This window comes from Koromonas humicola, assembly GCF_059726255.1.
Window position 1 is genome coordinate 4,487,094 of sequence record NZ_AP040873.1, and the last position, 21,474, is coordinate 4,508,567.

21 protein-coding genes and 1 tRNA gene are annotated in these 21,474 nt (G+C 56.5%); 14 read left to right on the forward strand and 8 right to left on the reverse strand.

Features of this window, described 5'->3' with window-relative positions:
• The first annotated feature begins 67 nt into the window (after nt 1–67).
• The gene (gene accC, locus AC6IZD_RS19555; protein ID WP_497785385.1) at nt 68–1,621 is read left to right on the forward strand and encodes an acetyl-CoA carboxylase biotin carboxylase subunit; all 1,554 of its coding nucleotides are present in this window, start codon (nt 68–70) and stop codon (nt 1,619–1,621) included.
• Nucleotides 1,618–2,118: an acyl-CoA carboxylase biotin carboxyl carrier protein subunit gene (locus AC6IZD_RS19560; RefSeq protein ID WP_497785387.1), complete on the forward strand. Its 501-nt coding sequence runs from the start codon at nt 1,618–1,620 to the stop codon at nt 2,116–2,118. Before accC ends, AC6IZD_RS19560 begins: the two co-directional genes overlap by 4 nt.
• A gap of 197 nt (nt 2,119–2,315) precedes the next feature.
• Here AC6IZD_RS19560 and AC6IZD_RS19565 read toward each other — a convergent pair whose 3' ends face one another.
• From AC6IZD_RS19565 to larE, 3 genes are all read right to left on the reverse strand, one after another.
• Nucleotides 2,316–3,371, reverse strand: coding sequence for a SurA N-terminal domain-containing protein (locus AC6IZD_RS19565; RefSeq protein ID WP_497785389.1), 1,056 nt, complete (start codon nt 3,369–3,371; stop codon nt 2,316–2,318).
• A 109-nt stretch (nt 3,372–3,480) separates the two neighbouring features.
• The gene (locus AC6IZD_RS19570) at nt 3,481–4,392 is read right to left on the reverse strand and encodes a DsbA family protein (RefSeq protein ID WP_497785391.1); all 912 of its coding nucleotides are present in this window, start codon (nt 4,390–4,392) and stop codon (nt 3,481–3,483) included.
• A gap of 146 nt (nt 4,393–4,538) precedes the next feature.
• Nucleotides 4,539–5,423: an ATP-dependent sacrificial sulfur transferase LarE gene (gene larE / locus AC6IZD_RS19575; RefSeq protein ID WP_497785393.1), complete on the reverse strand. Its 885-nt coding sequence runs from the start codon at nt 5,421–5,423 to the stop codon at nt 4,539–4,541.
• A gap of 341 nt (nt 5,424–5,764) precedes the next feature.
• Here larE and AC6IZD_RS19580 point away from each other — a divergent pair, with 341 nt between their 5' ends.
• Together AC6IZD_RS19580 and AC6IZD_RS19585 are read left to right on the forward strand one after the other, a co-directional pair.
• Nucleotides 5,765–7,603 carry a PocR ligand-binding domain-containing protein gene (locus AC6IZD_RS19580; RefSeq protein WP_497785395.1) on the forward strand — a complete coding sequence of 613 codons (1,839 nt, stop codon included), beginning with the start codon at nt 5,765–5,767 and terminating at the stop codon, nt 7,601–7,603.
• A gap of 220 nt (nt 7,604–7,823) precedes the next feature.
• Nucleotides 7,824–8,426, forward strand: a complete 603-nt coding sequence (locus AC6IZD_RS19585) for a type 1 glutamine amidotransferase domain-containing protein (RefSeq protein WP_497785397.1) — start codon at nt 7,824–7,826, stop codon at nt 8,424–8,426.
• A gap of 87 nt (nt 8,427–8,513) precedes the next feature.
• Here AC6IZD_RS19585 and hslU read toward each other — a convergent pair whose 3' ends face one another.
• Nucleotides 8,514–9,974, reverse strand: coding sequence for an ATP-dependent protease ATPase subunit HslU (hslU, locus tag AC6IZD_RS19590; RefSeq protein ID WP_497785399.1), 1,461 nt, complete (start codon nt 9,972–9,974; stop codon nt 8,514–8,516).
• An 82-nt stretch (nt 9,975–10,056) separates the two neighbouring features.
• Complete coding sequence (hslV, locus tag AC6IZD_RS19595; RefSeq protein WP_497785401.1) at nt 10,057–10,638, reverse strand: ATP-dependent protease subunit HslV; 582 nt, start codon at nt 10,636–10,638, stop codon at nt 10,057–10,059.
• A 378-nt stretch (nt 10,639–11,016) separates the two neighbouring features.
• Between hslV and AC6IZD_RS19600 the strand changes: the two genes are divergently transcribed.
• The 3 genes from AC6IZD_RS19600 to thiL all read left to right on the forward strand — a co-directional run bounded on the left by AC6IZD_RS19600 (nt 11,017) and on the right by thiL (nt 13,713).
• Nucleotides 11,017–11,925 (forward strand): M23 family metallopeptidase, encoded by a 909-nt coding sequence (locus AC6IZD_RS19600; RefSeq protein ID WP_497785403.1) that lies wholly within the window; start codon nt 11,017–11,019, stop codon nt 11,923–11,925.
• A gap of 125 nt (nt 11,926–12,050) precedes the next feature.
• Entirely contained in the window at nt 12,051–12,464 is a 414-nt protein-coding gene (locus AC6IZD_RS19605; RefSeq protein ID WP_497785405.1) for a CBS domain-containing protein, read from the forward strand.
• Nucleotides 12,465–12,699: 235 nt separating this feature from the next.
• On the forward strand, nt 12,700–13,713 hold the full coding sequence (gene thiL / locus AC6IZD_RS19610) for a thiamine-phosphate kinase (RefSeq protein WP_497785407.1): 1,014 nt from the start codon (nt 12,700–12,702) through the stop codon (nt 13,711–13,713).
• A 155-nt stretch (nt 13,714–13,868) separates the two neighbouring features.
• Here thiL and AC6IZD_RS19615 read toward each other — a convergent pair whose 3' ends face one another.
• The 3 genes from AC6IZD_RS19615 to AC6IZD_RS19625 all read right to left on the reverse strand — a co-directional run bounded on the left by AC6IZD_RS19615 (nt 13,869) and on the right by AC6IZD_RS19625 (nt 16,353).
• On the reverse strand, nt 13,869–14,981 hold the full coding sequence (locus tag AC6IZD_RS19615) for an aldo/keto reductase (protein ID WP_497785409.1): 1,113 nt from the start codon (nt 14,979–14,981) through the stop codon (nt 13,869–13,871).
• A gap of 84 nt (nt 14,982–15,065) precedes the next feature.
• Nucleotides 15,066–15,704 carry a DsbA family protein gene (locus AC6IZD_RS19620; RefSeq protein ID WP_497785411.1) on the reverse strand — a complete coding sequence of 213 codons (639 nt, stop codon included), beginning with the start codon at nt 15,702–15,704 and terminating at the stop codon, nt 15,066–15,068.
• Nucleotides 15,705–15,744: 40 nt separating this feature from the next.
• On the reverse strand, nt 15,745–16,353 hold the full coding sequence (locus AC6IZD_RS19625; protein ID WP_497785413.1) for a DsbA family protein: 609 nt from the start codon (nt 16,351–16,353) through the stop codon (nt 15,745–15,747).
• Between the two features lie 429 nt (nt 16,354–16,782).
• On the opposite strand from AC6IZD_RS19625, the gene ispE reads away from it, so the two are divergent.
• From ispE to rpsR, 7 genes are all read left to right on the forward strand, one after another.
• The gene (gene ispE / locus AC6IZD_RS19630) at nt 16,783–17,763 is read left to right on the forward strand and encodes a 4-(cytidine 5'-diphospho)-2-C-methyl-D-erythritol kinase (RefSeq protein ID WP_497785415.1); all 981 of its coding nucleotides are present in this window, start codon (nt 16,783–16,785) and stop codon (nt 17,761–17,763) included.
• 16 nt (nt 17,764–17,779) lie between these two features.
• A tRNA-Gln gene (locus AC6IZD_RS19635) sits at nt 17,780–17,853 on the forward strand.
• 139 nt (nt 17,854–17,992) lie between these two features.
• Entirely contained in the window at nt 17,993–19,072 is a 1,080-nt protein-coding gene (locus tag AC6IZD_RS19640; protein ID WP_497785417.1) for a ribose-phosphate diphosphokinase, read from the forward strand.
• A gap of 63 nt (nt 19,073–19,135) precedes the next feature.
• A complete protein-coding gene (locus tag AC6IZD_RS19645) occupies nt 19,136–19,825 on the forward strand; it encodes a 50S ribosomal protein L25 (RefSeq protein ID WP_497785419.1) in 690 nt (229 codons plus the stop codon).
• 70 nt (nt 19,826–19,895) lie between these two features.
• Complete coding sequence (gene pth / locus AC6IZD_RS19650; RefSeq protein ID WP_497785421.1) at nt 19,896–20,489, forward strand: aminoacyl-tRNA hydrolase; 594 nt, start codon at nt 19,896–19,898, stop codon at nt 20,487–20,489.
• A 39-nt stretch (nt 20,490–20,528) separates the two neighbouring features.
• Complete coding sequence (gene rpsF, locus AC6IZD_RS19655) at nt 20,529–20,990, forward strand: 30S ribosomal protein S6 (protein ID WP_497785423.1); 462 nt, start codon at nt 20,529–20,531, stop codon at nt 20,988–20,990.
• 94 nt (nt 20,991–21,084) lie between these two features.
• Nucleotides 21,085–21,450, forward strand: coding sequence for a 30S ribosomal protein S18 (rpsR, locus tag AC6IZD_RS19660; protein WP_497785425.1), 366 nt, complete (start codon nt 21,085–21,087; stop codon nt 21,448–21,450).
• Nucleotides 21,451–21,474 lie beyond the last annotated feature (24 nt).

Genomic DNA, 21,474 nt, shown 5'->3' on the forward strand with positions numbered 1-21,474 from the left:
GTGGCCCCGAGTTTTTGGTAATATCCAAACCTTTACCCTAGCTCCACCTCTTGAGGGGAATTCTTTCATGTTCAAACGAATTTTGATCGCCAACCGGGGCGAGATTGCAGTTCGTGTCATTCGTGCGTGTCGCGAAATGGGCATCGAATCCGTCGCGGTTTACTCGGACGTGGACCGCCGTGCATTGCACGTACGCAAGGCCGACTTCTGTCAGTTCCTTGGTCCCGCCCAGGCTTCCGAGTCCTATCTGAACATTCCCAAGATCCTCGAAGCGGCTCGCCGGAGCGGTGCTGAAGCCATTCATCCTGGTTACGGATTCCTCTCCGAGAACGCAGCGTTTGCTCGCGCTTGCCGCGAAGCTGGCATTGTCTTCATCGGCCCCTCGCCGGAATCGATGGAGATGATGGGTTCCAAAACCCGCGCGCGTCAGCACATGAAGAAGGCTGGAGTCCCTTTCGTCCCCGGTACTGAGAGCGGACTCAAGAGCGTTGAGGAAGCATTGGAAGTAGCCGAATCCATCGGCTACCCGGTCATGCTCAAAGCTGCTGCTGGAGGCGGAGGCAAGGGCATGCGGTTGGTCACAAACCCGAAGCAGTTGGGGTCTGCATTGCGAGCCGCCCAAAGCGAGGCTCAGCGCTCTTTTGGTGATTCTGAGGTCTACATCGAGAAGTTCATCGAGAGCCCGCGCCACGTCGAAATGCAGATCTTCGGCGACACGCATGGCAATGTCATCTACCTTGCCGAACGCGAGTGCAGCGTACAGCGGCGCCATCAAAAGGTTCTTGAAGAAGCGCCTTGCTCATTTGTCGATCCCGACATGCGCCGCCGCATGGGCGAGGTTGCTGTGCGCGTTGGCAAGGCGGCGACCTACTTCAACGCCGGAACAGTCGAGTTCCTTGTGGATGCCGACAAGAACTTCTACTTTCTCGAAATGAACACTCGCCTTCAGGTTGAGCACCCGGTCACCGAGGCGGTCACCGGAATCGATCTCGTGCAACTCCAAATCCGTGTTGCCGCCGGAGAGCCGCTTCCAATCAAGCAGCAGGACATCATCCTCCGCGGCCACGCGATGGAGCTGCGCGTTTACGCCGAAGATCCCGACAACAATTTCTTCCCGTCCCCCGGACGCATCACTCGCCTCATCTCGCCCTCCGGTCCCGGCATCCGCCGCGACAGCGGAATGTACGAAGGATGGGTAGTACCGCTGGAGTACGACCCGCTTCTCGCCAAGCTCATTGCCTATGGCGAAAACCGCACGCAGGTCATCAATCGCCTGCGCCGAGCTCTCATCGAGTACTTCATCGGAGGCATCAAAACCAACCTCTCACTCTTCCGGCGCATTCTGCTGCATCCTGAGTTTCAGGCCGGAAGCGTCGACACCGGTTTCCTCGATCGCCTGCTGAAGGAGCCGCGCGTAACTGATGAACGCACCGAGCGCCGCCGTCCAGTCGTGGCATTGGCCGCCGCAATTTTCTCGCAGCAACCGCCGCCCGGTTCGCAGCCAGCGCGCAATAACGATGGACTGCATGCAGCCACTCCGCGAGTCGCACCGCCGACCAACGGAAGTACGAAGCCAAGCGGCTGGAAAGCTGCCGCACGCATCGAGGGGGTAGGCCGATGAAATACGAAGTTCTCGTCGAAGGCACTTTGCATCAGGTCGAACTGGAGCGCGTCAGCAACGGCTATCAGGCTACGGTTGATGGCGAGCCCTTTGCGCTCGACGTCGCCATGACCGCGCGCGACGTCCTCTCCATCATCTACGACGGACGAAACTACGAAGCCAAGCGTGAGTACTCTCTGCTGGGCGAAACGCACATCATCATTGGTTCCGAGCGTTTTGCGACCGAGGTCCGCGACCCACGCTCGCTGCGCAGTCGTCTCGCTTCCATGGCAGGAGAGTCTGGCCCAGCCAAGATTACTGCCCCTATGCCCGGCAAGATCGTTCGCCTGCTCGTCTCCGAGGGTGACGAAGTCGAATCGGGTCAGGGCCTCGTCGTGGTAGAAGCCATGAAGATGCAGAACGAGATCAAATCCACCAAGAAGGGAAAAGTAACCAAGATCTCCGTGCCCGAATCCGCGACCGTCAATGCCGGAGACCTCTTGCTCGTTGTTGAGTAAATCTACCTCCGCATCGCCAGGGAGTTCCAGGGTGCCCCATCCTAAACTCATAAGAGTTTAGGGTGGAGTAGTTGCACTTGAGTTTGTTTCCACGTCACCTCAGAACCAAGGGCCGTCGGGATCCCCATCACCCCAAAAAAGGAAACGCCCGGCATTGAGCCGGGCGTTAAACTCGCGATACCTTGCGAACCTCTTCCTTACTGTCCGCTCCCCTTCAGCACCTGATCCGCCATGTAGTTTTCGATCGAAGCGCTGTTGTGGAGCGACTCGTAGTAAGCCGCCTTCAGCAACTGCTCGCGACGATCACGCAACTGCTCGCGGATTGCCTGCTGCACGCGAGGATCATTCAATTCGCGCTGGCCTGCCGGCTCGCGCGAAATCAGCTTGATGATGCGGTAGCCAAACAACTGGTGCGTGCCGCCGTCTGCCGCTGGTAGCGGCGGGGTGAACTGTCCCGGCTTCAGTTTGCTGATAGCGTCAAACGCCTGCTTGTCGCCCTGCAGCGAATTCTCCGGAATGAATCCCAGGTCGCCGCCAGTCGCAGACGTATCGGGCTGCTCGCTGTAGTTCATCGCCAGCGTGGCAAAGTCCTCGCCGCTATCCAGCCGATTCATCAGCATCGAAACCTTCTTCTTCGCCTCGGCCTCGTTCTGTGCCTTATCGTTCTTCAGGTTCCGAACCTGCGGATTTGGCTGCGTCGTCACCAGAATCTGCGCCAGATGATACTGCGGCACGATCAAGTTGAATTCCGCTTTGTGCTGGTTGTAGTAGTTCGAAATATCGCTGTCGCTGATGTTGATCTTCGACGTGATCTCTTTGTTCAGTACCTTTTCGACGGTGATCGAGCGCCGCAGATCGCGTTTGAAGTCGTCGAGCGTGATGCTGCGTTCCTTCATCCGCTGATCGAATTCTTCCTTCGTGAAAGGCGCACGAATTTCGTTCAGCTTGCTGTCCACTTCTTCGTCTGTCGCGAGCAGGCCGAGTTTCTCCGCCCTCTGCAGCAGAATTTCATTTTCGATCAGCTCGCGCAGAATGCTGAGCCGCAGGCTCTGTGCCTGTTCAGTCGAAGGTGAGGGCTGACCTTCGGTCTGGTTGCGATAATACTTCTCGACTTCGGAGCGCAGAATTTTGCGCCCATTCACCCGTGCTACCACGTCTGAGCTGCCCTGCGCGCCTTTGCATCCCGCTCCCGCCAAAAGCGCCAGCGCGCAAAGTATCAGCGTCGCGCTCCAAACATTCACCTTGCGTTTCAATCGAGATCCCTCCAAACCCTGCGTGCTATCCAGCTCAAAACCAACAGTTCTACTCATTTCACTGACAAACGTTTTGCCGCCCTAGCCAGGTCAACTTCAATTCCCCAGCCTATTCTCCAGCGTTGGCCGAAGCCTTCGTCGGAGGCTCAACGCCCACGTCCTTCAGTTGCTTATCGAGAACCAACCGCAGCTCTTCGATCGGCACTGCGCCCTCGAGCTTCGTGCCATTGATGAACACCGCTGGAGTAGCCTCAATCCCGAGCGACTCAGCTTCTTTCACGCTGGCTTCCAAATCCATTTTTGGCTGCGACTTCAAGCAGCTTTCCAATGCGGCTGGGTCGGCCGAGTGCCGCTTGCCCATGTCCATCGCGATACGGTCAACTTCGGCAGCCTGTACGCTTTGCGGGCGTTTCTCGCCCTGAATCTCGCGCCCATTTGCGTGGACGTAATCCGCAAAATCCCAAAATGCGCCTGCGCTCTGTTTCGCCAGGCATTCGGAATCGATTGCAGCCCGCTCTGCCCACGGATGAATCTGCACGAGCGGGAAATCCTTGTACACAATCTTGATTCGGTCGCCGTAGGTCTTCAGAACATCGTTCAGCGTCTGGTGCATGCGCGAGCAGTACGGACATTGGAAATCGTCATAGACGACGACCGTAACCTTGGCATCCTTGTTTCCGCGCACCGGACGTCCCTTCACGTCGATCTTCGACATCACTTCGGCCATCGGGTCGCGTGTTAAGTCCATCTTTACCACGGAAACCAGAGTCTTTCCATCTTTGCTTACCAGCATTTGCCGCGTCTGGGACTGCGGGCCGTACGACATCTTCACTTCGATCTGGTCGTAACCGCCGAACTCGGTGCTGGGCTTTCGCGCACCCACATCGACATTCACATAGGCGGGGAGACCAAACGTAGCGCGCACCTGCTTTTCTATTTTTCGATCCAGATCGGCGCCGTTCGGGTTCTGAGCCCTGCAACTCACGGCCAGTAGCAATACACACCAAATCAAACGGCGCATTGACACTCCCACAGTGACAAATCATCCACTGATAAACTATTCAGAATTATCTCATGCGCATCTTTTCAGGGCACTTAATCTGCTTTAAATAGCGAAGCCGCCAACAGGCGGCCTCAGCGCAAACTCATCTCGTACTTTCCTATCGATCATTGCTCTTGTAACTCGCGCTTGCCTCTGGTCGTCAAAGTCTCCACCGCCAGCACCGCGTTCATCGACCCCGACCGGAACCCTTCCACGTCGAGCGTCACGTACTTGAACCCGCAAGCTTTGATTTCGGCACTCATCTGCGCGAACATTTCCAACGACAGCGCCCGATGCAGTTCATCGCGAGCAATCTCGATTCGCGCAATGTCTCCATGATGCCGCAGCCGGAATTGCCTGAATCCCATGGCTCGCAGCGCATCTTCTCCGCGCTCCACTTGCTCCAGAGCCTCGCGCGTCACCTGTCGTCCATACTCAATGCGCGACGACAAGCACGCCGATGCCGGCTTGTCCCAAACTCTCAGCCCCGCCTCTGCCGCAAGCGCGCGGATGTCTGCCTTCGTCAGTCCCGCTTCCAACAGCGGAGCCGCCACTCCATGTTGCCTTGCCGCTTTTTGCCCCGGACGCCAGTCTCCCTGGTCATCCAGATTCACGCCATACGCCACGGCCTGCCAACCCTTGTCTGCAGCAAACTTCTCCATCACTGCAAACAGTTCATCCTTGCAGTGGAAGCACCGCATCGAGTCGTTGCGCTGGTAATCGGCGTTCTCCAACTCTTCCGTGCGTACGGTTTCGAGCGGAATCCCGCATTCCTCGGCAAACGCAATCGCATCGCGCATCTGCGCCCGTGCCAGCGAAGGCGAATCGGCCATTACCGCCAGCATCTGTTCCCCGAGCACCTCGTGCGCCGCCCAAGCCAAGTAAGCCGAGTCCACCCCACCCGAATACGCCACCAGCACCCGCCCGAGTTCGCGCAAATGCGCATACAGCCGCTCGCGTTTTTCCGCCAACTCAGCCGGTGTAGAAATCCTTACTTCATCCAATTCCATACTTATATTCTAGCCGAATGCTAACTGGCCTCGGTTGTCCCCAAGTTCACCCGGGCATAGGTCCGCCGTCGTCGCCTCCCCGTATCATGCTGCTCCTGAATCCCGATGTCCGCTCTTCCATGTACCGGCGCACGCGATCGGCGTGTAAGTTCAAGATCTACAAACAATTCAGACCAGGCAGATTGACCACCCGGCTATTCACCTTATGGAGGACTAGGGTAAACATTTACGAATAGGAATGTAGTTAGCGGGATATACTGCGCTGATCCCACAAAAGACTAGGCGTCAGCTCCGAGTAGGGTGAAGCTGCGGATCGGGTAGCCTGTCTTGGAGAGTCTCTAATGCCTCCGCCAGCCGCGCAGAACCGTGACGCGTTTCTCCGCCCGACTCCGATAAGACTCTTTCCCGGCAATCAGCACTTCGTGCAACTTCGACCAACTCCGGACAGCGCAAAAGAAGATCTCACGACACTGGAATTGTCAGACTTCATAGAGGTAGGGATTATTCAAGGCCTGATGGACGATTTCTTTGAAATCGTACATATGCCTATGGTGATCGTCGACTTAAGGGGTAAGGTGCTCGCGGGAGTAGGTTGGCAAGCAATCTGTATAGACTTTCACCGTGCCAATCCGGAGAGCTGTATCAACTGCCTGGAGAGTGACACTAGACTGACCGCAGGCATCCGACCAGGCGAACATCGCGTTTACAAATGCAAAAACAGTATGTGGGACGTGGCCACTCCGCTGATGGTGGGCGACCAGCATATTGGGAATATCTTCTCAGGACAGTTCTTCTTCGACGATGAAGAAATTGACCGCGATCTCTTCCTCAAACAGGCCAAGCAATACGGATTTGACGAAGAGAAATATATGGCAGCGCTAGACCGCGTTCCTCGCCTCAGTAACGGGATGGTCGATAAAGCGATGTCATTTATGACGAGGCTTGCGCACATCTTGTCGGAGATGGGCTACAGCAAGCTGAAGTTAACTCAGTCCATATCGGAGAAGAGGCAAGCAGAGGAAGCACTCTTGAGGAGTGAGAAGCTGGCGGTTGTGGGCCAGTTGGCGGGCGGGGTAGCCCATGATTTCAACAATCTGCTCATGGTGATCAGCAGCTACTCCGAACTGTTAGGGCAATATTGCACCGAAGACCCGCAGCGAACTTACGTGCAGCAATTGATGAATGCAGCAAAAAGGGGCGGTGATTTGACCCTGCAGCTGCTGGCCTTCAGCCGAAAACAAGTCATAGCGCCACGCATTTTGAAGCTTAACGATGTGCTGAAGGACTCGATCGCGATGCTGCCCCGGCTGATTGGTGAACACATCACCATAGAGAGCAGATTGTCCACAACTTTAGAGCAATGCGAAGCTGATCCCGGCCAGATTCAGCAGGTAATAATGAACCTCTGTATAAATGCCCGCGATGCTATGCCTGACGGAGGAAGGCTGATCATTGAAACCTCAAATGTTGAACTTGATCACATGCACTGCGATGGATGGACGGAGGTGGCAGCAGGAAAGTATGTGATGCTCGCAGTCACCGACAATGGTGTAGGCATGGATCAAGAGACGCAGGCCCACATCTTCGAGCCGTTCTTCACAACGAAGGAACTCGGAAAGGGAACGGGACTTGGCCTTGCAACTGTTTACGGCATTGTGGCCCAGAATGGAGGTTACGTCTCCTCGGATAGCGAGCTAGGAAAAGGCTCGACGTTCAAGGTGTATTTCCCTGCCATTACCCGACGGGAATCGTCGGAGTGCACTGATCGTAAGCAAGATGAAATGCCGGCGCAGTGCAAGGGGACAATTCTGCTGGTGGAAGATGATCAGGCGTTACGGGAATCCAGCATGGATTTTCTGAGCGCGCTTGGCTATTCAGTTATTGCCGCTGAGAATGGCAATGATGCTCTTCGGAAGCTGAATGATTTCAGCGGCGACATCGATGTCATGCTGACGGATGTCATTATGCCCGGAATGAGTGGGCCAGAGTTGGCGCAGCAGGTAATGGCGGTCAGGCACAATATTGCGATCATATATATGTCGGGCTATGCCGAGCCTGCGATGATCCAGGGCAAAGGCGCTATAAGCGGTATATACCTTCAGAAACCATTCACATTACAGTCACTCTCGAAAGTTCTGAGCAATATGGGTGCTCCTCGAGCGACAAGAAGTGAGCGGTGACTCTCTGTTAGCACGCCCGATCCAGCTTCAGTCTTGTGCCCGGGTTTCGCGCACGCACTTGGCTCTAACCTGAGAGTGCTTCGATGCAGAGTTGAAGTTGGTCAACCTTCGCACCTCTGTATCCCACTCCTGAACACACCCGCAATCCCTGTAGTGCATCCCCGCCTCGCTCCTCGCATTCATAACCTGCATCGCCAAAATTTAGACAGGAGCAGAACGCATGGCACTCTTTGGATTCGGCAATAACAAGCTGAAAGGCGCTCGTGTAGCGATCCTCGCCACCAATGGTGTAGAGCAGATTGAACTCACCAGCCCCAAGAAGGCCCTTGAGCGCGCAGGCGCAACCGTGCACGTCATCTCGCCTAACAAGACAATCAAGGGTGGCAAGATCCGCGCATGGAAATTCGTTAAGTGGGGTGACAACATCAAGGTAGATGTTTCGCTCTCAGACGCCAGCGTGCACCGCTACGACGCGCTGCACCTTCCCGGCGGAGTTTTGAACCCAGACGTTTTGCGCATGGATTCGGACTCCATCGAATTCATCCGCACTTTCTGCCTGTCAGGCAAACCCGTATCATCTATTTGCCATGGCCCCTGGCTGCTGATTGAGGCGGACGTCGTCCGAGGCACCACTCTCACTTCTTGGCCGTCCATCAAGACTGATCTCATCAATGCCGGAGCGCATTGGGTGGATAAGCAAGTGGTCGAAGACAACGGCTTGGTCACCAGTCGCGGACCACAGGACCTGTCAGCCTTCAATCGCCGCATCGTTGACTTCTTCAGCCGTCCCGTGGCCACCGAGCGTTCAGCCGCCGCGGCCTGACAAGACAGTATCAACTTGGTGCACAACAAAAGGCGCTGCTCGAAAGAGCAGCGCCTCCATATTGCGAAACCTCGCCTAACTTCTGGGTTACAGAATGTATCTCGACAGATCCTGATCCTTCACGATGTCCGCCAGCATTGTCCTGACGTATTCGCGATCGATCTTCACATCCTTATCTTTTAAGTCCGGAGCCTCGAAGCTGATCTTGTCGAGCACACGTTCCATAATCGTGTGCAGGCGTCGTGCTCCAATGTTCTCTGTCGTCTCGTTCACCCGCGCCGCAAAGACCGCAATCTCCTCCAACGCATCCGGAGTGAACTCAAGCTTCAGGTTTTCCGTTTCCAGCAATGCGACGTACTGCTTTGTCAGCGACGATTTCGGCTCCGTCAGAATCTTGACGAAGTCTTCCACCGTCAGCGACTTCAGCTCAACGCGAATCGGGAAGCGGCCCTGCAGTTCCGGAATCAGATCGCTCGGTTTCGACACATGGAACGCGCCCGCAGCAATGAACAGAATGTGATCCGTTCGCACCATTCCATAGCGCGTGTTGATCGTCGTGCCTTCTACGATCGGCAGAATGTCTCTCTGCACGCCTTCGCGCGATACATCCGGCCCATGTCCACCTTCACGTCCAGCAATCTTGTCGATTTCATCCAGGAAGATGATTCCGCTCTGCTCTACCCGATCCAGAGCCGTCTTGGTTACCTGGTCCATGTCGATCAACCGCTGCTCTTCTTCCGCAATCAGGTATTCAAAGGCTTCGGCCACCTTCATTTTCCGCTTCTTCGTACGCTGGCCAAAGATGTTGGGCAACATGTCCTTGAAGTTGATGTCCATGTCTTCGATGCCCTGATTGCTGATGATCTCGAACGTGGGCGTGTTCTTCTCGCGTACGTCGAGTTCTACTGTGCGCTCGTCGAGTTTGCCTTCACGCAATTGCTGCCTCAGCTTCTCGCGGGTGCGCGAGGTGCTTTCCGCAGGCAATGTGAGCGCGGTGGAGTCCCCCGGAATCGTTGTTGGTCCACTGCTGGGCGTCGCCGTGCCGCCGGTGCTTCCGTCTCCACCTGTCGTGCTGGTTGTAGCCTGTGAAGGAGGCAGTAGAAGATCCAGAATGCGTTCTTCTGCATTCATCTCTGCCTTCTCTGCAACGTCTTCGAGCTTTTCCTCTCTCACCATGTCGATTGCGATCTCGATCAGGTCGCGAATCATCGATTCCACGTCCCTGCCCACGTAACCGACTTCGGTGAACTTCGAGGCTTCGACCTTCAGGAAAGGTGAATTCGCCAGCTTTGCCAGCCTGCGCGCAATTTCCGTCTTCCCCACGCCCGTCGGTCCAATCATGATGATGTTCTTCGGCATCACTTCCTCGGCCATTTCTGGCGAGAGTTTCTGCCTGCGCATCCTGTTCCTGAGGGCAATGGCCACGGCGCGCTTTGCGTCCTGCTGGCCTACAACATATTTGTCCAACTCAGAGACAATCTCGCGCGGAGTCAATTCGTCCAGCGCGATTGAATCTTCTTCTACGGTCTGTGGCAAGTAAATCGCCATTCCAAATCCTTTCGGCGTCCGGGCTGCTGCGGCCCTCGTTGTAACGCCCACTTCATCGCGACCCTCATCAGGACCGCTGTTGCTACAGTTCTTCGATGGTGAACTTTTCGTTCGTGTAAATGCAGGTTTGGCCTGCGATGGTCATCGCTGCTTCGGCCACTTTCCGCGCGTCCATGTCCGTGAATTGCATCAGCGCGCGCGCCGCACTCAGCGCAAAGGGCCCTCCGCTTCCGATGGCCGCTATATCGTCATCCGGCTCAATCACGTCTCCGTTGCCGCTTAGCAGATACGTCTGTTTTTGGTCGGCCACCAGCAGCAGCGCTTCCAATTGCCGCAGCGTCTTGTCCGTTCGCCAGTCTTTGGCCAGCTCCACAGCCGACCGGCCAAGATTTCCGGCAAATTGCTCCAACTTGGTCTCAAATCGGCCAAAGAGCGAGAAAGCGTCGGCCGTCGATCCGGCAAAGCCCGCCAGAATCTTTTCCTGGTACAATCGCCGAATTTTCCGCGCTCCCTGTTTGATTACGTGATCACCGAGAGTCACCTGCCCATCGCCTGCCATCACCACTCGACCGTTGCGGCGTACGCACAGCACGGTGGTTGAACGAATTCGATTTTTCTGGTCGTGGGAAGATGCCTCGAAGGAAGTATTACTAGTAGATTTCATCGACATTGGCGTAGTTCACTATTATAACAGTGCACTCATATTTCTCTCGCTGGCGCGCATTCCGGATACTAACTCGGCGTTCGGGATACGAGTACTCACCATCAGTTTCTCTGAATGGTCCCCGATTTGCCCATCTATTCGCAATTTCATCGCCCATTGTGCAACTCTGGATTCCGGAAACGTCATCCAATATGCCAGCCGGGTGCCGAAACTGTTACCGTTCCCATTGACGCTGTCCGTTGCACGTTGGTAGGCTTGTAGAGTCATTAAGCGAATGAGCAGGCAAGGGAGGGGCGTTCTCAACGTCCGACGGCAACCTGCCCTCCTGTTTTTGGCTTGAGTTTCCGGCCGCATCTTTGCAATTTCTGGGAGATCACATTGCGGAAGCGCTGGTACATTCTTTTTGTCGCGCGCGACTCTGACGGTCAACTCCGCAAGATTCCCATCCCCGTACATTATCTCTACGTGTTTCTCGCTGGCGCCCTCATCGGCATGTGCACCATTACCGGCATGGCTGGCTCCTACGCCCGCATGCTCTGGAAGGTGGAGCGCTTCAACGATCTTCGCGCCGAGAAAGACCAGATCAAGCGCAATTACTCTCAGCTTGAGCAAGCTACTAAAGAGAAAGATGTTCAGGTAGCCTCGCTGGGTTCAATTGCCTCCGAAGTTTCTGCAATTTACGGGCTCAAGACGAATCCCCGCCTCTTGCCGACCAACGACAACGTGCAGCCCGAGCAGTACCAGGCGTCACTGAATACGTTGTACGCCCTGCGGGGATCGGCCCTCACCGGTGCCGCCGCCTCCGGAATGCAGGATGCAGGCACTCATCGTCTGACGTCACTCTCCGATTGGGCGCGCACCTCCACTGCACCTTCGCTCTGGCCGGTTGAGGGACGCCTTACAAGTTCATTCGGCGAACGCGTCGATCCGTTCAACGGTGAAGGCGCATTCCACAGCGGAATCGACATCTCGGTGCCCTATGGCACCCCGGTACACGCTGCCGCTGATGGCGTGGTCAGCTTCGCTGAGTTCATGAGCGGCTATGGACGCCTCATCAACATCGATCACGGCCATGGAACCTCGACCCGCTACGGACACCTCTCCGGGTTTGCCATTTCCTCCGGCCAGCACGTTCACCGCGGACAGGTAATTGGGTACGTGGGCACCACAGGACGCGTCACATCGCCCCACCTGCACTACGAAGTTCGCATTCAGAGTGTGCCAGTGAACCCGCACAAGTATCTCCGTACCACGATGGCTCGGGTCGGCAAACAAGGTGACAGCTAGCCACAAAGTTCCAAGTACTCTTCCTTATTCCTTCTCGTATTTACCCTCAATTCACACATTTCGGAAACTTTTTGCCTCCCGCGGTGTCTCTAAAGGAGTATCTTTCCTAAACGCGTGGCCCATATATGAGCATTGTTGATTATTTACCAGCAAACCCAATTGTTGTCTCTGTCACCTCGTCCGCTGCAGAAGCCATTGAAGCCATGGTGCACCGTGGCATGGGTGCCGCAACCGTCGTTGACGAACAAGGCGTAGTGGCCGGCATTTTTACCGAGCGCGATGTGATGACGCGCGTCGCCCTTTCAGGCCGTGACCCGCACCAGATTCCCTTGCGTGAGGTGATGAGCAGGCCGGTCCTCATGGCGACCCGTTCTACTCCTATCGCCGAAGCCACTGCCGTCATGATCAATCATCAGAAGCGTCACCTGCCCGTAGTCGAAGACGATGGCCGCATCATAGGCATTCTGTCGATCCGCCACGTCCTTGAGCGCAAGGTCGACGAACTCACGGCCCAGATTCGAGAGTCCGCCAACGTCTAGTTGACGGACAACCCTTCTCCAATCTCCACTGAGCAAACCTCAGATGCCCTTTTTGTCGGCCGACATCGATCTCGCAATTTCATTCTGAGCGAAGCTCCTCCCGTCTGTTCTTCATTTCTCCGCTCCCGCCACCAGCTTCGAACCTTAACCTTCGACGCCTTCAACTTTGAATCTTTGAAACATTGAAACCTTCGGAACTTTGAAACCTTGCGTTTTTCGAGTACTCTGCTACGTCATGCCAATTTCAGAGACACGTCTTGTCGAACGCATCCGCCTTGCTGCTGAGGCGGCTCACCCATCGCTCCGTCGTTCCGCGCCAGCTCGCGTCACGCGTTCCATCGGAGACGACTGTGCCGTGCTTTCCACCGCCGCTGGCACGGAGACGCTCGTCACGACCGATTTCTCTCTTGAAGGCATTCATTTCCGTCGCGAGTGGCACCCTGCCGACGCCGTAGGCCACCGCTGCCTGACTCGCGGACTCTCCGACATTGCTGCCATGGGAGGCACGCCCTTTGCCGCGTTCCTTTCGCTGGCTTTGCCCCAAGATCTCCCGCAGCGCTGGGCCGATCAGTTCTTCGACGGCCTTCTCAGCACTGCCCAAAGTGCCGGAGTCACGCTCGCCGGTGGAGACATCGCGCAATCACCCACGGGAGTCCTCGCCGACATCACAGTCCTAGGCACGGTCGCTGAAGGAAAGGCGATCCTGCGCAGCACCGCCCAGCCAGGCGATCGCATCTTCGTCACCGGAGAACTCGGTGCGCCAGCCGCCCTTCTCGAACAGATGTATGCGCAGCCTGAACGCCGCTTCCGCGCGTCATCTTACCCGGCGCATTTCTATCCGCAGGCTCAGCTCGATGTGGCCCGTTTTCTTGGAGACAAGCAGATTCCTTCGGCAATGATCGACATCAGCGACGGGCTGTCGATTGATCTCGAACGTATCTGTCGCGCCTCGGGCGTCGGAGCCATATTGCAAGAGAACGCCATCCCCATCGCCTCGCTCAACCGGCACGAAGTTGAGCTTCGCCACGCCCTCCACGGCGGCGACGAATACCAGCTCCTGTTCACTGTTCCGCCCGGCCGCCGCATTCCCTCCGACTACAAAGGCGTCTCCATCTCGCTGATCGGCTACATCACCGAAGGCAACGAGGTTTGCGTTGAGCACGAGAATGGCTACACTACCGAACTCGAACCCAAAGGCTGGCAATACTTCACGCCCGCTTCCGTGCGCGCCAATCGCAGGAGCAAGTAATTTTAATTTGTGGGTGTGCGCTTCTTGGGTTGTCATCCTGAGGCGAAGCCGAAGGATCCCAGCGCAGCTTTCAGCTTCGCTGGCGCGCTTGGTCACCAGCCACCCAAACGCAAAGAAGGCCGCCTCGCGGCGGCCTCCTCGACCAATCATCATATCTACGCTCTCTCGTAAAACCTGAAAAACAACGACTGCTTCGAAACCGGCTCGGCTCTGGCTACTAGTTCCGCCATCTGCTTGTCGCTCAGCGGCGTGAACTCCTTTGCCAGCTTAACGTTCTCTTCCAACTGCGCCACCGTATCGCAGCCAATAATTACCGTGCTTACCGGACGCGATAGCGTGTAGTACATCGCCTCGCGCATTGTCAGAGTTCCCGGCGTCGGAGCTAGTACCGTGCCTTCCCAGGAATGTTTCTGCTGCTCCATCGACGGCGGCGTCCACGTGGACAAAATCCTGCCGCGCGCTGGAATCTTCATTCCGATAATTCCCATTTGACGTTCAACAGCCAGCGGCAGCAGCTCTTTGTCGAAACTGTAGTGGTGCGAATCCGCCGCGTTCATCGCCATCAACACGGTGTCAAACGGATGCCGCCTGATGCTTTCGATCAGCGCCTCGGGACGATAGTGCCCGGTCACGCCCAGGAAGCGAACCACCTTCTGCTCCTGCATTTCACGTAGAGCTTCTATCGCACCGCCCTTGGCAAAAATCTGCTCGACATCGGTCAGCGTGCCCACGTCGTGCAACTGCCACAGATCCACATGATCGGTCTTCAACAACTGCAACGACTTCTCAATCATCCGTAGCGAAGCGTCGCGAGTGCGCTCCTTCGTCTTGGTCGCGAGGAATGCCTCATTCCGACGCCGCTGCATCACCGCGCCGACATACTGCTCGCTCCAGCGTTCCGGCCCGCCGTAGATCGACGAAGTGTCGATATAGTTCACGCCCAAATCGAGCGCACGCTCAATGATCGGAACCGCGACATCGGCGTTGTGCCCGCGCTCCAGCGCAGCCTGCCCGCCCAGGCTGAAGATGCCCACGCGAAATTCGGTCTTGCCCAGGTTTCGTGTCGGCATCGCCGTCTGCGTCACAGGGTTAAACGGCAGCCCCGCCTTCGTCTCGACCTTCGTAGTCTCTGCCAACGCCGAACTCGTCAGCAGCCCAACCGTTGCTGCTCCGCCCACCTTCAGAAATTCGCGCCGGCCCTGCTTTTGCCCCTGATTTTCCTCGCTCACGTTATCCTTCGCACCCGCGCAGAAGCGCGCACTGATCATAAACCTACTCACGTTAGGAAGAATCTCTCTTCACTCAAACGAAAGGCCACCCGAGGGTGGCCTTGATCTGATCTGTAACCAGACTTACTTCTTCTTCACTGTCTTCTTGGTCGTCGGTTCTGGTCCCATAGCTGACTTCACCTGCTCAATTGTCTCGAACAGCTTCGACTGGTCCGTCACCTCGACATACGGCACGCGCGATGAATTGCTCACGACATAGATCGTCGGCGTCTGATGTACGCCGGTGGCGGTTCCAAGCTGGGTGTCCGCCTCGACCTTTGCCTTAAGTGCGCCGCTCGGATCGTAGAACGCGGGCAGAGCCGTGTGATGTGCGGCAGCAAACTTGTCGGCAAACTGACGCAGGTTCGTCTTGTAGATCGATCCCTGGTTCGCGAAGATGTAGCGGCGGAACTCCTCGCCGAGTTGCGGCGACTGCGTGTCGAAGTAGCGCGCCATGATGTGCGCTTCCTTGCTCCACGGATGGTTTGGAATCACGAAGTCATGACGTACCAGTGCGACGCCGTAATTGCGCTGTGCCTGAATCAGCAGCGGATCGGCCTTTGCGCACGCCGGGCATTGCAGGTCTTCAAACACCACCAGTGCCATCCGGCTCCCAGCCGGAGGATGCAGCGCGCTAGTGTCGCCCGCCCATGCGGCCGAAGCCGCCATCATCATTACTGCAACCAGCGTTATCAACTTCGCTGCAACCTTGTTGGTCTTCATTATTGTTCTATTCCCTTCACGTTTCTTCGCAGGAAGCGCTCTACTTCTTGTCCGCCTGCAACTGCTCGATCATTGCAAATAACTGCGCCCGGTCCAGAGTTTCAATAAATGGTGCACCGCGCTTGCTATCACTCACTACAAACACGGTTGGAGTGTGAACCACTCCCGCCCGCTGCCCCAAAACGTAATCGGCTTGAACTTTCGCCTTCAACTCACCCGCCGGGTCGTAGTTTTCTGGAAACTCGAGCCCATGCTGATCAGCAAATCGCTCTGCCATGCCCGACAGGTTTTCTTTGTTGATCGACTGCTGATTGGCATAGACCCAGCGGCGGAACTCCTCACCCAGCGCGAGTGACTTCGTGTCGAAGTAGCGGGCCATAACATGCGCCTCAAAGCTCCAATTGTGCTGCGGCAGCGGAAAATCGCGCCGAACAACCGGAATCTTGTACTTCGTCGCAGCCTCTTGCAGAAGAGGTTCAGCGGCGGCGCAGTCCGGGCATTGCAGATCCTCAAAGGCGATCAGCGCTACCGATGCTCCCTGCGGAGGTCGCAGCGCACTTGTGTCTCCAGCCTTCATAACTCCCGGCAGGATCAGAAAACTCAGCACGGCCGCAAAATGCAGATGCCACGCTGCTTTCCTAAAGCCCATTCTGCGCGCTCCTTTCATTCTGGCCTCCCATGATAGACGAAGCTTCTCAGCCGTGCACTTCACGCCGCGTATTCAGCCTCGCAAATTAGATTGGCTGAAATCCGGGATGCTGTGAACATTTGCAGCCGCAAAAAAATAGAGACGTGGATTCGCTCCACGCCTCCAAGATGCTAAAGGAGGTTGTTTTCTTATGCTCGTTAGACGAACCAGCGACAGAGTCGTTAGCATCGGGATCGAAAATTCTTAGTCTCGGGACCATATACCATCTGGCTAACACTCTTTTGTTCCGGAGATGGCAAAAGAGGTAATCCTTGCTCCCTCAGTCGGCCGAGTGACGTTCGGGTTAAGTTTTTGGCTCAATCCTATTTACATCTTCAGCAATCGTTTCCGAGATTCTCGTTCCACAGCCGCTCCTAGTAGAATCACCTCATGGCAGTCACAGTTCGTTCGTTTGCAAAAATCAACGTCGGATTGGCGATTGGCGCCGTGCGCCCCGACCGCATGCACACGCTGGAGACCATCTACCAGACGATCGCCGCCCATGACCTGATTCGCGTCGAAGCCTCGCGGGGCAGCAACATCGAGATCCGCTGCAAGAACCCGCAGGTTCCCTGTGACGAGAGCAACACATGCTATCGAGTTGCCGACCGCATGCTGCGCTATTGGAAGCAGCGCACGAAGGTCACGATCACCATCGAGAAGAACCTTCCGGTGCAGGGCGGATTAGGCGCGGGTTCATCAAATGCAATTGCCACACTGTTTGCCCTTGAGCGTGAGATGAAAGAGGAACTGCCGGCGCACGAGCGTTTGCGCATTGCGGCTGAAGTCGGTTCCGATCTGCCCTTGTTCTTACTGGGTGGAACCGTGCTGGGAGTTGGACGGGGCGAGCAGGTCTATCCTCTTCAGGATCTCCCGGCGGTTTCGTGCGTGCTGGTCACGCCTAAGGTCGCCGTATCGACTCCGCAGGCCTTTCGTGACTGGGACACCCTGATGGAGAGCCAGCCTGAGCCATCGAGTTTGACGCAGAATCAGGGCTCCGTTACACTATCTAAGTTCAATCGCTCTTCGTTTGAGTGGTTGAGCCACCTGCATGAATCCGGTGTTCCCGTTGAAAACGGGGACCGGGCCGAGACTCCGCTTCTCGACCTCGTCCGAGCCGGGATAGAAAACGATTTCGAAAGAGTCGTCTTTCCTCAGTATCCCGAATTGCGTGACGTGAAGCGAGTGCTTGAACGCGAAGGTGCCAATTATGCTTCGCTCTCTGGATCGGGCTCTACGATGTACGGTTTGTTCAGTACTCGTGAGCACGCATTAAAAGCAGCCGAACGGATGAGCGCGGAAGGATTGGTAACCACCGTCACAGAAACGCTGCCCCGCAGTGCGTATCGCGGGCAGATGTTTGTGAAGTAGGTTCGGCGATTCTTACTGGGCGGTAGACTAATGGTAGGTCAAGTGCCTTTGGAGCACTTCGTCCAGGTTCGAATCCTGGCCGCCCAGCCAGACCACAGGTAAGCAATACTGGCATCAGAGCTGTGCCGCGAGATTGTTCAATCGCGCAGCGATTGACGGTGTCGCGTGCGGCAACTTCGAATTTCACGCGAATCAGGTGGGGATCAACCAGTCCCCCGCGAGGATAACGATGGAAGCAGTACCGAAAACGAGTTCAGTAGCGGCAGCCGCCGAAGCCACGCAGACGGCGCCGGAAGTAGGATCAGCGACCCCGGTTAAGGGAGCCGCCGAGCAACCTAAGAGTGACAAGAAACCGGTAACCGTTCGCCGCGATGACAAGCTTCGGATTTTTTGCGGCACGTCCAATCCTGGGTTGGCAAAGGAAGTCTGCGATTTCCTAGGTCTTCCGGTTGGGCAGATGTTCCTGACTCAGTTCTCCGATGGTGAAATCTACGTTCAGATTCTGGAGAACGTTCGCGGTGCTGATGTGTTCATCATTCAGCCCACTTGCGATCCTGTATCGCACAATCTGATGCAGTTGTTGCTGATCATCGACGCGCTCAAGCGTGCGTCGGCGCGCCGCATCACCGTTGTGATTCCTTATTTTGGCTATGCCCGGCAGGACCGCAAAGACAAGCCCCGCGTTCCGATCAGCTCCAAACTCGTTGCCGATATTCTTACCACTGCTGGCGCCAATCGCGCCCTCGTTGTTGACCTTCACGCTCCGCAGATCCAGGGCTTCTTCAACATCCCCGTGGATCACCTTTTTGCTTCGCCGGTTCTGGTCGATCATTTCCGGAAATTGAACCTGCCGAACCTGACGGTAGTTTCTCCTGACGCTGGCGGCGTGGAGCGCGCCCGCTTCTTTGCAAAGAAAATGGATGCTCCGATGGCGATCGTTGACAAGCGCCGTACGGAGATCAACGTAACTGAAGTGATGAACGTGATCGGCGATGTGCGTGGCCGCACTTGCCTGATCCTAGATGACATTGTGGACACGGCGGGAACGCTGGTGAAAACCGTACAGGCGCTTTTGGACAACGGCGCGGTTTCGGTTTCTGCCTGTGCCTCCCACGCAGTGCTTTCCGGACCGGCAATCGAGCGCATCTCAAAGTCGAACCTGAAAGAGCTGATTGTTACCAACACAATTCCGCTGAGCGAGGCGGGACAGAAGGAACCGAAGATCAAGGTGCTTTCGATCGCCGGTCTCATCGCGCGTGCGATCCAGTCGATCCACGAAGAGACCTCGGTGAGCAAGCTGTTTAGCTAAGTCCTGTCGCATGTGTTGCAACAGGGCGTCGAACTGAATTCAGACGTAGAAGGACTGAAACTGATGGCAACCGCAACCGCAACAAACACCGTGGAAGCGAAGATTCGCGAAGCTTCCGACAAGAACGCTGCGCGCCGTCTGCGCACCACCGGATTGATTCCGGCAGTGCTGTATGGTGCCAAGAAGGACCCGCGCGCAATCGCCGTCGATCCGAAGCAGATTCTGAAGATCCTGCACTCGGATTCGGGTCACAACACGATTTTTGACATCACCCTCGAAGGCGAAAACGCCAAGGCGATGGTGGTGGATTGGCAGTACGAACCCCTGAAGGGCAATCTGTTGCACGTCGATCTGAAGCGCATCGCGATGGATCAGAAGATGCGTCTTTCGGTGCCGGTTCACGTCGAAGGCGAAGCCAAGGGTACCAAGGAAGAAGGCGGCCTGCTGGATCTGGTTCTCCGCGAAATCCAGATCGAGTGTCTGCCGATGGACATCCCATCTTTCATCTCGGTGGACGTCACCAACCTGGGCCAGGGAGACGCAATCCGTGTCGCCGACCTGCCGCAGAACCCGGCCATCAAGTACTTGAACGATGCCGATTCTACGGTCGTGCATATCACCTTCGTTAAGGAAGAAGTCGCTGCTGCTCCGGCGGAAGGTGCTGAGACTGCTGCTGCTGAGCCCGAAGTCATCAAGAAGGGCAAGACTGAAGCGGAGCCCGAAGCTGCAGGCAAGGATACAAAGAAGAAATAGTGGATGGCCGGGCTCATTGTGGTTCGCAGCATTTCGTGCTGCCTGAGCCGGTGATGGAAAGGTTCGAAGGGTGAAACTGATTGTCGGGCTCGGGAATCCGGGCATCGAGTACCAGTTCACACCGCATAACATGGGGTTTCTGGCGATCGATCGCATCGCCGGGCAGTGCGGAGTGAAAGTTACAAACCGCCACTGCAAGGCAGTTACGGCGCGAGCGGTTCTGGAAGGTGAGCCAGCATTGCTGGCTAAGCCGGAAACCTACATGAACCTCAGCGGAGAGTCAGTCAGGGAGTTGCTGGAGCATTACGAATGTGATCCAGCAAAGGACCTGATCGTGTTGTACGACGACCTGGCACTCCCGTACGGCTTTATCCGGGTTCGCGAGCGTGGCAGTGCTGGCGGGCATAACGGGATGAAGTCGATCATCGCCTGCCTCGGTGGTTCGCAGGAGTTCCTGCGGATTCGTCTGGGGGTAGCGCCTGGGCACCAGGTGACAAACGGCAAGGAATACTTGCTGTCACCTATACGGAAGGCGCATTTGCAATTGGCCGATGAGGCCCTGGACGCGAGCAGTGAAGCGGTTCGAGTGATTTTGACGCAAGGAGCGTCAGCCGCAATGAACCGGTTTAACAAAAAAGGGAACGACGCCGGGCAGGCGGAGTAAGGATTAGGGCCAGCGCGAGCGCAGCCCAGGAGAGAACAGATGGATCGCAAATATGAAGTGATGTTCATCCTTCGTCCCGATACACCCGAGGAGGATGTCGAGCGCCTCCTGCAGACGATGGAGACAAATGTTGCCGCGACGGGCGGCAAGGTGACGGGCTTTGAGCGCATGGGCAAGCGCCGCCTGGCGTACACGGTGAAGAAGTTCCAGGATGGTCTTTATATTCTGGCTTTCGTGGAAGGTCCCGGTTCGGTGCTGAAGGAACTGGAACGCCGCCTCCGTGTGCAGGAACTTGTTATCAAGTTCATCACCGTGCGTACCGACGAGGAAGAAAAGCGGCTGGCGAAGGTCAAGAAGCTGCGTGACTCGAAGGTGCGCGGCCAGGGAACGCAGGGTCAGGCCGCGGCTGCAGCAGCTCAGGCAGCCGAAACCGCTGCCGCTACTGCGCAGGCTGAGACTTCGGAAGCAGCTCCGGCGGAAGTTCCTCCGGCGACTGTGTAAGCAACCGCACCTCTCGATAGAGATGCGGCGGGGAGCGCGAAAGGTCGCGCTCGCAACATAAGTTCAGGCGCCGCGGGCGCCAACAAGGAGAGTTATGGCAGACGAGAGCACCAAACAGGCAGCTCCGGAAAAGTCCGAAGCAGCGGCACCTGATGCCGCAGCACGTCCCTCGGGTCCCCGTTCTTCGTCGGGACCGCGCCAGGGCGGACGCCCCGGTGGCACGGGCCGCGACGGTGGCTGCAAGTTCTTCCGGCGCAAGAAGGTTTGCAAATTCTGCACCGAGAAGATAGACAACATTAACTACAAGGACGTTCGCTTGCTTTCCGGCTTCGTGGCCGAGAGTGGCAAGATCGTTCCTCGCCGCCTGACGGGCGTTTGCACCCCGCACCAGCGCCGCGTTACCGAGGCCATCAAGCAGGCGCGCAACATCGCTCTGCTGCCGTTTGCCGCCGGGCACTGAGCCCCTGGCGCACGGCTGAAACTA